Here is a 12,788-nt window from a genome sequence, read left to right as displayed (position 1 = left end):
CACAAGGGTAAGGTGTATTAAACAAGCCTCTAAATTTAAAAGTCTCAGCGACTAGATCATCTGAATGTTGATTTGGTTGTTGAGAGGTTTCACCTTCTCCTGCAACCTTTTCAAATCCTCGATAACCGCATCATTCAAGCGAGTCTCTGCCTTATGGCGAGTGAGATTCTGCTGCATGCGTGCTTTCTTCGTCAGTGCCTGTCTTGCCTCTCCGCGAGCCATATCTTTTACGATATGGTACAGCTCAGAAAGAGCAGGATACTCAGAATCAAAATCAACACGCTCATCACCCTGAACATTATCCATAATGATACACACTCGGATACTGATCTCAGGTAAGTCACATTGCCCTTGAATGCCCGCTAAGCACAAAGTATTTACGTTTTCGTAAATCTTCGCGTTACGTTTTTCAATAGCAAGTGCTTGATGCTGCTTTTGCAACTCCGTCTGCTTCTTCACTTGAAGTAGAAGGTAACCTGCGTAAGAGCCCAAGCCGAGAATGATAATTCCACCAGCAATTGCTAATAAGGTTACGTTCATTGGCTATTAACCTTTAAAGCTGTCTAAGTCGAAATCTTCAAATTGAGATAGCAAGTCTTCGTCAGAGCTTGCTTTCTTCTTCGAGGCAACCGGTGCTTCTTCGAACATCTCTTCTTCATCGTCTTCTGGCTCTAGCAGACCTAAACGGCCCATTAGATGTTCGATGCGATCAAGTTTCTCATCAACAAACTTCTGCAGACCGGCACCTAGGTTTTCACCATTTTCGATACGATCGAGTAGTATGTTCAGTTGAGCATCATTCTCAAGCATCTCTAACTCTTGTTCGTTAGATAGCTTGCGCTCTTGTTTCGTCGGCTTCTTCGCCGGTTCAACGATAAGCGGGATCTTTTTCTTGCTGCCTAAACGAGGGTCACGAGCTTGTGCAGCTTTACGCTGTTTTGCTTCGCTACCATCTGAGTGACGGCTGCCAGACTTCAAGCCTTTACGCTTTTTAACCCGCTTACGTTCACGACCTTCAACATCAGATTCACTACGGTTACGAGTAACCATAGGTTCCGGAGCGCCAAGTGCTCCCGGCTTTCTTGATTTCTTACTACGACCCATTACTGCACTTTCCTCAGTAAAATTACATCATTTCCAAAAAATTCTAGTTCGAGCTTATCCCGCTCTGCCAAAAACTGGAATGTTTGACGACTAAAGAAGACGACATGTGTCGGGTCATTCTTGTAGTGCCAACCAGCAAACGCGTCTACGTCTATTACTAGCTTAGTCATAAGACCAATCCAGCCCTTGGGTTTAACTAAATTCAACCATTGCTGCCACACTTTGTCTGGGTGATAAAGATGCTCTATCACCTCCGTGGCAGTCATAAAGTCATACGTTTTTTCCAACACAGAGGGTTCTGGCTGGTAATAGATATCGTACAACTCCATGGTGTGTCCGGCTTCTTCTAACATAATAGATAGCGTAGGGCCTGGGCCACAACCAAAATCCAACCCGTGTGAGTTAGATGAAATTTTGTTTGTTAGTGGATCCGCGATGCGAGATAGAAAACGGCGATAACCTGCATCACTAGGATCGTTCTCATGGAGATCATAGTGTGCTTTTTCTTCTTTTGCTTCTAACCTTTGTTCAGGTTTAACAAATACCAGTTCACATTGCTGACACTGCAGATAGGCTCTGCGTTTGTCTTCAAAATAGTGATTCACGCCTTGGTGGTGGCATAAGGGACAAGTATACATAGCACATCCTTAAACAGGGATGCGAAACATACCAGAAACTGAGTTTATAGTGGAGAGGTATTGAGTGTTTTTTCATCAAATCAATAAAAAAAGCGATGGGAAAACCTATCGCTCTCTAAATCTGCCTATATCGGCCAAAATTTGCATACTCAACTTGGTACACAAATCTCCATTTGTTATTGATGCTTTCCATGCCAAATTTGTTTGTTGTTCATCGTCCTGATGAGTTTTGGCTATCCTTTTCTAACACCTTGTTGCTGGGCTGTCCTAGCCTGATCCGTTTCTGTCTATACCGTTAGACTAGATGACCATCCGTATCTAAGTCAGCTCCTAGCTGATGGCCGTTACTTTACCCGGTTACAAAAAGACGACAAGAGCGCAACTTCACACTTTCGACAACAATCGCTGGTACATTGGTGGATGAAGTACAAAAACAGAATGCATGCGTAATAATACAAATGAAAACGCCCCGACCATGACTGATCGGGGCGTCTCTTCAATCTCGCTCCAACGTACATGCCTTAACTCAGGCTAAGAGCAAGAGGCCGACAAATTAGTGTAAACCACCAACGTACTTCGATAAGGTGTCAATATCTGCATCTGTTAACTTTTTAGCAACATCACGCATCATCGCATTCATGTCGTTATTACGGTTACCATCGCGGAATTTCTCAAGTTGAGCCTTGATGTAATCAGCGTGTTGGCCTGAAATTTTAGGAAAACCAGACAGTTCGGTACCATTACCACGTGGGCCGTGACAAGCAATACACGCCGTTAAGCCGCGTTCTGCGTCACCTGCTGTGTAAAGAACCTTGCCTTCATCGACAACATTTTCAGGTGTAGAGTTACTCGAAATCGGTAGAGAAGCATAGTATGCCGCTAGGTCTGCCATATCTTCTTCAGACAAAGGCATCGCCATTGCACTCATGACGGGATCATAACGACCTTGCTTACCACCACTCGTCATACCGAGCTTAAGCTCTTTTAATTGCTTATCTAGATACTTCTCATGTTGACCTGCCAGCTTAGGATACTGAGTGATCAGACTGTTGCCGTCAGCAGCGTGGCAGGCAACACAGGTTTGTGATTTGGCTTTACCAGCTTCAATACTACCTTGAGCCCATACAGAGCAGCTGGCTAAAATACTCAAAATTAGCGCTAATTTCTTCATGACATTCCATTATAATTATCAAGCTTCCAATACCACTCTATGTTGCCACTCATGGTACAATAGGCGGCCTTATGCCGAGCACAGTTATTTTACACAAATTCACAAAAAAGTAATCAATCGACTACACAAAGTCGAGATGGAGTTAACAGTGAGCGTAAAAATTCATTATCAAAACACGCATTTCATTACCAGTGCACCTGATATTCGTCATTTACCAGAAGACGAAGGGATCGAAATTGCGTTTGCAGGACGCTCCAATGCTGGTAAATCAAGCGCGCTAAACCGCGTGACAAACCAAAAAAGTTTGGCGAAAACCAGTAAAACCCCAGGTCGAACTCAGCTAATTAACCTATTTAAGGTTACCGATGGCTGTCATATCGTCGATTTACCTGGGTATGGTTTCGCTCAAGTACCGCTTGAGATGAAGAAAAAATGGCAGAAGTCTCTAGGCGAATACCTACAAAGACGTGAAAGCCTAAAAGGTTTAGTGGTGTTGATGGATATCCGTCATCCTATGAAGGACCTTGACCAACAAATGATCTACTGGGCTATCGATAGCCGCATTCCAGTACAGGTGTTGTTAACAAAAGCGGATAAACTGAAGAGTGGCGCCCGTAAAGCACAGCTCCTAAAGGTCCGTAACGATGCAAAATCTTTCGGTGGTGATGTTGCGGTGGATGTCTTCTCTTCAATGAAGGGCATCGGCGTAGACCAACTGCGTGCCAAGATGGATGAGTGGTTTGCCCCAGCACTTGCTGATCAAATCATTGATGAGTTAGCGGACGAAGAACACAACGACTCAGAGTAATTCCTCTACTTATCGCTATAGGTTAGAGCACTGACAACACGTGATTTAGCCTTATCAATGCCCCTCCTTATATAGGTGGGGTATTTTTTTGCCCAAAAATTAGTGAGTTAAGCCTAAGTTTTTAGTGTTAAAGATCGGATTTAGCCACTAAAACCAATAGAAGTGAACCATACTAAAAGACACATCTAAATAATCAGAACAATGAGAAAGGAATACTCATGTGGAAAACACCATTGGCCATCATTGCACTTATGCTGGTCTCACTGACAGGATTTGCCTCTGAAGCAGAACAAGAACAAGCCCCACTGATCAATGTCGATATGACCTTAGACTTAGATGGCATGGAAAAGTACGCCCAAGATGCGAGTGAGTCTCTTGAGGTGATATCGCAATCTTTACAAGCGATAGTCAACAACCCCAACCTAAGTGGCGACCAACAACAAGCCCTCAATCAAACCATTGAAAGCATCAACAAGTTTGCGACCTCTACCAAGACATCACTCCATCAACTACCACAAGCCATAGACCAATCTCGACACGCCTTTAAACAAACCAGTCAAGTTCTGTTGGATGATATCCAGACCAAGATCATCATTGCATTGGCCGCCGTCATCGCTGTCATTGTTATCGCTTTAACCGCCATCTATCTACTTATCCTGAAACCCATGCAGCAAACCTTAGTGAAAGCGACCAACAATATCTCTTCGATGGCACAATCCATCCAGATCACCGCCGAAGCTCTGAAATACAGCACCGAGAAGCAACAACAAATAATGGATCACATTGAGCATTCACCGACTCAATATACAAATAAAGAAAACGCTGTTGATCAATGATTGATGATGCACTTGTAACATAAAAGTTATTTCACAATTCAAAGCAACCAGTCTGAATGTGGATTTAAATTACTAATTCCTGATCGAATTCCAGAATTAGGATAAATTGAGTGTGAATTGAGGTGTTGAAAAAGAACAAGCAAAGGCATTAAAAAGGCAGAATAATGGGGGGGAAACGAATAGCTTGGACATTTTTCTTTCGCACAAGAAAAAACGCCCCAGCCAAATGCTGGCTGGGGCGGCTGAATCAGCCTAATCCAATAACGTGAAACAAAAGGTCTGAAAGATAGAACATCTTACCTCTGTACCCTACGAGATTTAATGTACAACAACTGCTCAGAAATGAAAACAATTTTTGTAGTTTTTTTTCATGAATGTTTTATTAAAACACCTAAATTCTTATTTTGGCCCAACTTTATTTTAGACAAAAAAAAGCCAGTGTTTGTGCACTGGCTCATACTAATTCAGGTAATAAGGTCAAAAATTGATTAGTGGGCTTGATCCCAATTGTCACCGTGACCCGCTTCCGCAACTAACGGTACGGCTAGATCCGCGGCTGACTCCATCAATTCTTGTACTTTACTTTCAATTTCGGCTAAAGAAGATTCTTGAACTTCAAAGACCAATTCATCGTGTACTTGCATCAGTAGTTTCACACGACCATCACCTTCCGCTTGAATCCACTCATCCACCAACAACATTGCTTTCTTGATGATGTCTGCCGCTGTACCTTGCATTGGCGCGTTGATTGCCGCACGTTCAGCCGCCTTACGACGCATGCCATTACGAGATTGAATTTCAGGAAGATGCAGGCGACGACCATAAATGGTTTCTACAAAGCCTTGTTCTGACGCTGCACTGCGTGTGTCTTCCATATACTGCATTACACCAGGGTAACGCTCGAAGTAAGTATCCATGTAGTGCTGTGCTTCGCCACGAGGAATACCCAGTTGCTTAGCCAAGCCAAAGGCACTCATGCCATAGATAAGACCGAAGTTAACGGCTTTAGCACGACGACGCTGCTCCGTCGTGACCTGCTCAATATCAACACCAATGATCTCAGCCGCTGTTGCCGCGTGGATATCTTTACCTTGTTGGAATGCCTCCAGAAGCGCTTTATCACCCGAAAGGTGCGCCATGATACGCAATTCAATTTGGGAGTAATCGACCGCTAGAATCTTCCAACCATGTTGTGCAACGAATGCTTGGCGGATACGACGACCTTCTTCATTACGAATTGGGATGTTCTGTAGGTTTGGATCGGTCGAAGACAAACGACCCGTTGCTGTCACCGCTTGGTGATAAGACGTATGAACACGACCCGTTTCAGCATTGATCATCTTCGGTAGTTTATCTGTGTAGGTAGACTTGAGTTTCGCAAGACCACGATACTCAATGATCAGCTTAGGTAGCGGGTAATCAAGAGCCAGCTCTTGCAGCACTTCTTCGTTGGTTGAAGGGGCACCTGATGGCGTTTTCTTGATAACAGGCAGACCCATTTTCTCAAATAGGATCGCTTGCAGCTGTTTTGGCGAGTTCATGTTGAACTCTTGCTCTGCAATCTCGTAGGCTTTCTGTTCTAGCTCATCCAGACGAACCGCAATCTCTTGCGATTGAGCACCTAGCAACATGTCATCAATGAATACGCCAGTACGTTCAATGCGAGACATAACAGGGATCAGCGGCACTTCAATGTCTTCATAGATGGCTTTTAGCTTTTCATCTTGTTCAATGTTTTCCATCAAACGGTTATGAAGACGTAGTGTCACGTCCGCATCTTCTGCCGCGTATGGCGACGCTTCACCCAGCTCAATCTGGTTGAAAGTCAGCTGTTTCTTACCTTTACCTGCGATTTGCTCAAATGAAATGCAGCTGTGCTGTAGGAAACGCAGCGCTAGGCTGTCCATATCATGCTTACCACCTACGCTATTGAAAACGTAAGACGCTAACATGGTATCGTGTTTGATGCCTTTCATCTCGATACCGTAGCGTGCTAGCACGCTCATATCGTACTTCAGGTTCTGACCGACTTTCGCTTGTGCATCATCTTCAAGAATCGGCTTAAGCTGTTCTAGTACCCAATCGCGATCCAGCTGCTGAGGTGCATCTAGGTAATCATGGGCAACCGGTACGTAAGCGGCAACGCCTTCTTCGGTCGCGAATGACAGGCCAACGAGGTTCGCCACCATGTAATCTAGGCTGTCTGTCTCAGTATCGAAAGCAAACACTTCAGCCGCTTTCAGTTTCTCTAGCCAAACATTGAATGACGCTTCATCGAGAATCGTTTCGTAGTTACTGCGATCAATGGTCACGGCAGACGTATTCATCTCTGCTGTAGACGTTGTTGCAGAAGCATTGCTGCGCACCGCACCAGTCCTTTCATCCGCTTCAACCACACCGCTGCCGCCTTCAAGCAACTCGTTTAGCCAAGATTTGAAGACCAGTTGACCGTATAGCTTAATTAGCTCATCGGTGTTTGGTTGAGTTTTTACGAGTGACTCAGGCGTCTCTTCAAGCTCAACATCCAGTTTGATTGTTGCAAGCTCATAAGACATCTCAGCGTTGGCTTTATTATCAATCAGCTTCTTAGCCATGGTTTTCGAACCACGGAAGCCAAGAGCGGCAATATCATCAAGATTTTGATACAACTTTTCGATACTACCAATGCCTTGTAGCAGAGCCGTCGCAGTCTTGTCACCGACACCCGGAACACCTGGGATGTTATCGACTTTATCGCCCATCAGCGCAAGGTAGTCGATAATCAGCTCTGGCGGGATACCAAACTTATCAATCACGCCTTCACGATCCATTACTACGTTGGTCATGGTGTTGATCAGAGTAACGTTGTCATCGACAAGCTGCGCCATATCTTTATCGCCGGTACTAATCAGCACAGGCATACCCATCGCAGAAGCTTGAGAAGCCAGCGTACCGATCACATCATCCGCTTCAACGCCGGGAATAGAGATAAGTGGCAAACCCATTGCACGAATCACATTGTGCAAAGGCTCAATCTGACAACGAAGATCATCTGGCATCGGTGGACGATTTGCCTTGTACTCTGGGTACATGTCATCACGGAACGTCTTTCCTTTCGCATCAAAAATCACCGCAATACGATCAGAAGCAAATTGACGCATCATGCTGCGCAGCATGTTAACGACACCGTAGACAGCGTTAGTTGGGATCTCACCATTGCTCATGGTACCAGGGTAAGCATGGAACGCGCGATATAGGTAAGAAGAGCCATCGATCAGAATCAATGGATTATCAGGAATACGAGCCATAATGTTTGTGTATCCAGTCAGTACAGAAATTATCTGTTAAGAATGCCACGTCTGTTGGTTGGATTCTACGTTGTCGATCCGCATCCGTTGACTCGGTTGTGTTAGATATCATCGATTTATTGTTATTTTTTGTTCTTAGACACAAGCGTTCTGTGGATAACTCTGTTTATATTATTTACCCACCTTGTTGAAAACTAGGCATAACAAACAACAAAATGCCACTAAACCACTGAAAATAAATAATAAATTTATAGATCGAACAGATGATCAACGATCTTTTTACGATCTTGGATTGTGGAAAAGAAAACTGATGACGTTTTATTCATAAAAATATGTGCCACTAAATATGCATCTTGTTGAAATTGAGACATAAAAAAAGCGACACCCGGAGATGTCGCCTAGCAAAAAATGGTAAAGCCCTTCAAATTGAATACCGCAGCTTGACCTAAAAGCTATAAATTACACTGGAAGCAATGTGAGCAATGTCGTGTCAAAAAGAACTGAGTGCAAGTTCGCGAGAATTCTGTTGAGTCACCAAGTCGAGACCTAACTACTTAACATCCTTGTGAACATCCCTTCACTCCCTAAGACAAGGTTAATAATAATGATTATCACTTAACAATCAACAATTAAATGATAATAAATATCATTTAATTAATGCGCCGTTAATGACAGCGCTCAAATTTGCTTCAAAAAATGGATTCTATGGTCATTAATATCTTCTTTTTCTTCAAGTTTTTCGATTCGGTAACCGTTTCTCAATAACAGACGCAACATCGCGGGGAACTGGTTACGAGATTTAACTTTTAACTGCTGGTAACCCTGTTGTTGTGCCCACTGTTCCTGAGCATCTAATTGTGCCTGTGCAACGCCTTTTTTCCTCGCGAGCGGTGACACACCACCCAACCAGCTGTAAAAAGCATCTTGATCCAATTCATAGCCGATCTTAAAACCAAGCAGCACGCCAGCTTCTTCAGCAACGAGGATCAAACTTTTTTTACCCGCTAAGCGCTCAGATAAAGACGTTACACTCTCTTTTTTGGCAAACTCGGGGATCTGTTCAACAACAGAAACAACCTCTTCTAATGAGCCTTCACGTACGACAACTGACATCTTATCCATCCTCATAAACGAAAGGGCTGGCACAATGGCCAACCCTTTTACTGATCACTTAAGTGAGATCTACACGGTTACTTTTCTTTTAAGTGCTCTGCGGCTTGTGCATGGTCTTCTGCAAGCCACTCAGCCACATCTTTAGCAAAGTAAGTGAGAATGCCATCCGCACCAGCGCGCTTAAAGCACAGCAGTGACTCCATGACGGTTTCACGCTCTTTAAGCCAACCGTTTTGAATCGCCGCTTTGTGCATCGCATACTCACCAGACACTTGGTATGCAAATGTCGGCGCTTGCAGTTCATGCTTCACACGGCGCACGATATCTAGGTAAGGCATGCCAGGCTTAACCATCACCATGTCCGCACCCTCATTAAGATCCATCGCAACTTCGTGAATCGCTTCATCGCTGTTCGCAGGATCCATTTGGTAGTTCTTCTTGTTACCCCCTTTCAGGTTCGAACTACTGCCGACTGCGTCGCGGAATGGGCCGTAGTAGCACGATGCGTATTTCGCAGAGTACGCCATAATCTGAGTATGAATATGACCCGCTTCTTCTAACGCTTCACGGATCTTACCAATACGACCGTCCATCATATCTGACGGAGCAACCACATCCGCACCGGCTTCAGCGTGTGATAATGCTTGCTTGATCAAGACTTCCGTCGTCTCATCATTCATCACGTAGCCATTTTCATCAATGATGCCGTCTTGGCCATGTGTCGTAAACGGGTCTAGCGCGACGTCTGTAATCACACCCATGTTTGGCACATGCTCTTTTAATGACCGTACGGCACGTTGTACCAAACCTTCAGAGTTATGGGCTTCAGCCGCACACAAGCTTTTAGCATCTTGATTCACAACGGGAAATAGAGCGATCGCAGGAACACCCAGCTTAGAAAGGTAATCTGCCTCCTCAAGCATAAGGTCGATCGACAGGCGTTCAACCCCCGGCATGGACTCTACAGACTCGCGACGGTCTTTACCCATTAGGATAAACATTGGGTAGATCAGATCATCCACAGACAATTGATTTTCTGCCATTAGGCGACGGCTAAAGTCGTGCTTACGCATGCGGCGCATACGGCGACCTGGAAATTGACCTTGAATTGAAACAGACACTAGATTCTCCTTGCCTAGTCTAAGTACCGAAATACTTAGATATGAAAAGTGCTAAATACAGGCAAAAGCATATCACTGATGGCTCAGGACGCTAGCAGTAAAATATGAAACCCACTCAAAAACAGCGATAAATAGCAAAAAATGACCTTATCCTCACACTGCCGTATACTCATGGCAACTCAGTAAAGACCGCTTTCAGGATAAAACAATGATCGACACCCACGCTCATATTTACGCGAGTGAATTTGATGAAGACCGCGAACAAGTGGTGCAGCGCGCACTGGCTCAAGGGATTGATACCATTCTATTGCCGAACATCGATTTAGAATCTATCGAACCCATGTTAGCGACGGAAGCTCAATTTCCTGACGTGTGCCGTTCAATGATGGGCTTACACCCTTGTTATGTGGATGCGAATATCGAGCAAACTCTGAAAACCATTCGCGCTTGGTTCGATAAACATGACTTTATCGCGGTGGGTGAGATTGGTATCGACTTGTACTGGGATAAAACCTACAAGGCTGAACAAGAGATGGCGTTTGTGACTCAACTGCAGTGGGCAAAAGAGCTCGATCTACCCGTGGTGATCCACACTCGTGATTCCATTGAAGAGACACTGGCCCTACTTCGTAAACAACAAGATGGCAGTTTACGCGGCGTGTTCCATTGTTTTGGCAGCCGCTTAGAGGACGCTCAAGCGATCAACGAGCTAGGCTTTCATTTAGGTTTAGGCGGCGTATCGACTTTTAAGAACTCGGGGATGGATAAGGTAATCCCACACCTAGATATGAATTACGTCATCCTAGAGACAGATTGCCCTTACTTAGCACCAACACCCAATCGCGGCAAACGCAATGAGCCAGCCTACACAGAATTGGTGGCAAAACGCATCGCCGAATTACGTGGAATGTCTCTTGAAGAAGTCGAAAACATAACTACCGCAAACGCTAAGCGATTATTTAAATTGTGAACATTCACTAATCTGTAAGTGTTTTGAATTCATTTGAGAAAGCTAAGTGATGTGGATGTGTCACCATTCACAACACTGACAACGTCGATAATGAAGAAAAGTAAAAAAGCGACCCGAATCCTAGGTCGCTTTTTTATTGGGTGATTGTTGCTAAAGAGCACTAACGACGATGCTCTCACTGTAGAATTACGATTCCGCTTCTTCTTCATCAGCATCTGATTTGCGTACATAAAAACGCGCGAAGAACAGACCAATCTCGAACAGAATACACATTGGAACAGCCAACAGTGTTTGCGAGATCATGTCAGGTGGCGTGAGCATCATACCAACAATAAACGCCCCGACCACAATGTATGGACGCTTCTCAGCCAATGCTTTTGGTGTCGTCGCCCCAGTCCAACACAACAAGATAATCGCGACAGGCACTTCAAAAGCGATACCAAAGGCAAAGAATAACGCGAGTACAAAATCAAGATAACTTGATATATCTGTTGCGAACTCGACGCCACCCAATGATATGGCAGTAAAAAAGCTAAATATTAACGGGAATACAATGAAGTAAGCGAACGCGACACCACAGTAAAACAGCAATGAACTTGAAGCCAATAATGGCATGATCAAGCGCTTTTCATGTTTGTATAAACCCGGCGCAACAAAGGCCCACACCTGATACAAAATAAACGGAACCGTGAGAAAAATAGCCGCGATCAAGGTCAATTTTAAAGGTGTAAAAAATGGTGACGCAACATCGGTTGCGATCATCGTCGCACCTTCAGGTAAGCGATCGACCAAAGGGGCTGAGACGAACTCATAAATATCATTAGCAAAATAAATTAGCCCAACAAAGACAACCAGAACCGCGACAATCGATCGCAATAAGCGATTACGCAGTTCCAAAAGATGGCTAATTAAAGGCTGTGTCTGCTCAGTCGAAGACATGTCAAACCTCTTAAACAGGAAGATCGAAAAGGAGCCACCGGTATACTCATCAACACAAGTATCTGGTGACTCTTGATAGCGAAACTATTCGGCTTTCTTATCTGACGGTGCTGAGGCTTCGCTGTTGACCTGAATAACTTCAGGCTCCGCAGTTTCGGTGATACTAGATTCAGTTTCACTTAGCTTATCAGACTCAGGCTTAGCATACGGACGTTGAACCTCAGCAGCTGCCTGCTTGAGTTCATCCACCGATGCCTTTAGGTCTGGAGATAAATCTTCCATTCCCATTTTTTCCGCCTTACGTAGGTTTTCTTGCAGCTCTTGTACCTTAAGCTCGTGAGAAAGTTCATCTTTCACACTGTTTGCCATGCTTTTCGCTTGCCCAATAAATTTGGAGACACTACGAATCGCAACCGGCAAACGCTCAGGCCCTAAAACCACTAACCCAACGACAGATATTAATACCAGTTCCCAAAAACCGATATCAAACACGACTTATGCCTGCTCTTTGTCTTTCTTTGTTTCAGCAGCTGTCTCAGCGTTCGCGGCTGTTTTCTGCTGTTCAATGTTCTTAGGTTCAAAGTCTGCATCTTTCTTATCTGCAGGCTTATCGTCTTCGCTCATCGCTTTTTTGAAGCCTTTCACTGCTGAGCCTAAGTCACCACCCATACCACGTAGTTTCTTAGTACCGAATAGCAAAATTACAATTACAGCAATGATTAGAAGTTGCCAAATACTGATACCACCCATTGTCATTGTCCTCGGGTCTGTCTACACATAAAAAATATTAGGAGAGTCTAC

Annotated in this window: 14 protein-coding genes; 3 read left to right on the top strand and 11 right to left on the bottom strand. The window is 44.4% G+C overall.

Going from position 1 to position 12,788, the window contains the following annotated elements:
- Window positions 1-51: 51 nt before the first annotated feature.
- The 4 genes from OCU36_RS00410 to OCU36_RS00395 form a co-directional block, all read right to left on the bottom strand.
- On the bottom strand, window positions 52-540 hold the full coding sequence (locus tag OCU36_RS00410) for a DUF2489 domain-containing protein (RefSeq protein ID WP_261838555.1): 489 nt from the start codon (window positions 538-540) through the stop codon (window positions 52-54).
- 6 nt (window positions 541-546) lie between these two features.
- Complete coding sequence (gene yihI / locus OCU36_RS00405; protein ID WP_261838554.1) at window positions 547-1,104, bottom strand: Der GTPase-activating protein YihI; 558 nt, start codon at window positions 1,102-1,104, stop codon at window positions 547-549.
- On the bottom strand, window positions 1,104-1,742 hold the full coding sequence (locus OCU36_RS00400) for a class I SAM-dependent methyltransferase (protein ID WP_261838553.1): 639 nt from the start codon (window positions 1,740-1,742) through the stop codon (window positions 1,104-1,106). The genes yihI and OCU36_RS00400 overlap by 1 nt, the downstream gene beginning before the upstream one ends.
- A gap of 553 nt (window positions 1,743-2,295) precedes the next feature.
- Entirely contained in the window at window positions 2,296-2,913 is a 618-nt protein-coding gene (locus tag OCU36_RS00395) for a c-type cytochrome (RefSeq protein WP_261838552.1), read from the bottom strand.
- A 148-nt stretch (window positions 2,914-3,061) separates the two neighbouring features.
- Between OCU36_RS00395 and yihA the strand changes: the two genes are divergently transcribed.
- Window positions 3,062-3,721, top strand: a complete 660-nt coding sequence (gene yihA, locus OCU36_RS00390; RefSeq protein ID WP_261838551.1) for a ribosome biogenesis GTP-binding protein YihA/YsxC — start codon at window positions 3,062-3,064, stop codon at window positions 3,719-3,721.
- A 218-nt stretch (window positions 3,722-3,939) separates the two neighbouring features.
- Window positions 3,940-4,557, top strand: a complete 618-nt coding sequence (locus tag OCU36_RS00385; RefSeq protein WP_261838550.1) for a GTP-binding protein — start codon at window positions 3,940-3,942, stop codon at window positions 4,555-4,557.
- A gap of 247 nt (window positions 4,558-4,804) precedes the next feature.
- Here the strand turns inward: OCU36_RS00385 and OCU36_RS20145 are convergent, their stop codons facing one another.
- The 4 genes from OCU36_RS20145 to hemB all read right to left on the bottom strand — a co-directional run bounded on the left by OCU36_RS20145 (window position 4,805) and on the right by hemB (window position 10,078).
- Window positions 4,805-4,852 (bottom strand): hypothetical protein, encoded by a 48-nt coding sequence (locus OCU36_RS20145; protein WP_438356636.1) that lies wholly within the window; start codon window positions 4,850-4,852, stop codon window positions 4,805-4,807.
- 193 nt (window positions 4,853-5,045) lie between these two features.
- On the bottom strand, window positions 5,046-7,844 hold the full coding sequence (gene polA, locus OCU36_RS00380) for a DNA polymerase I (protein ID WP_261838549.1): 2,799 nt from the start codon (window positions 7,842-7,844) through the stop codon (window positions 5,046-5,048).
- A gap of 678 nt (window positions 7,845-8,522) precedes the next feature.
- A complete protein-coding gene (locus OCU36_RS00375) occupies window positions 8,523-8,957 on the bottom strand; it encodes a GNAT family N-acetyltransferase (protein ID WP_261838548.1) in 435 nt (144 codons plus the stop codon).
- Between the two features lie 77 nt (window positions 8,958-9,034).
- Window positions 9,035-10,078: a porphobilinogen synthase gene (gene hemB / locus OCU36_RS00370; RefSeq protein WP_261838547.1), complete on the bottom strand. Its 1,044-nt coding sequence runs from the start codon at window positions 10,076-10,078 to the stop codon at window positions 9,035-9,037.
- A 208-nt stretch (window positions 10,079-10,286) separates the two neighbouring features.
- Here hemB and OCU36_RS00365 point away from each other — a divergent pair, with 208 nt between their 5' ends.
- On the top strand, window positions 10,287-11,048 hold the full coding sequence (locus OCU36_RS00365; RefSeq protein ID WP_261838546.1) for a TatD family hydrolase: 762 nt from the start codon (window positions 10,287-10,289) through the stop codon (window positions 11,046-11,048).
- A gap of 186 nt (window positions 11,049-11,234) precedes the next feature.
- Here OCU36_RS00365 and tatC read toward each other — a convergent pair whose 3' ends face one another.
- The 3 genes from tatC to tatA all read right to left on the bottom strand — a co-directional run bounded on the left by tatC (window position 11,235) and on the right by tatA (window position 12,737).
- The gene (gene tatC / locus OCU36_RS00360) at window positions 11,235-11,987 is read right to left on the bottom strand and encodes a twin-arginine translocase subunit TatC (RefSeq protein WP_261838545.1); all 753 of its coding nucleotides are present in this window, start codon (window positions 11,985-11,987) and stop codon (window positions 11,235-11,237) included.
- Between the two features lie 84 nt (window positions 11,988-12,071).
- Window positions 12,072-12,479, bottom strand: a complete 408-nt coding sequence (tatB, locus tag OCU36_RS00355) for a Sec-independent protein translocase protein TatB (protein WP_261838544.1) — start codon at window positions 12,477-12,479, stop codon at window positions 12,072-12,074.
- Window positions 12,480-12,482: 3 nt separating this feature from the next.
- Window positions 12,483-12,737, bottom strand: coding sequence for a Sec-independent protein translocase subunit TatA (gene tatA, locus OCU36_RS00350; protein WP_261838543.1), 255 nt, complete (start codon window positions 12,735-12,737; stop codon window positions 12,483-12,485).
- Window positions 12,738-12,788 lie beyond the last annotated feature (51 nt).

It is taken from the genome of Vibrio artabrorum, assembly GCF_024347295.1.
Classification (GTDB): Bacteria; Pseudomonadota; Gammaproteobacteria; order Enterobacterales; family Vibrionaceae; genus Vibrio; species Vibrio artabrorum.
This window is presented reverse-complemented; position numbering and strand designations above follow the sequence as displayed.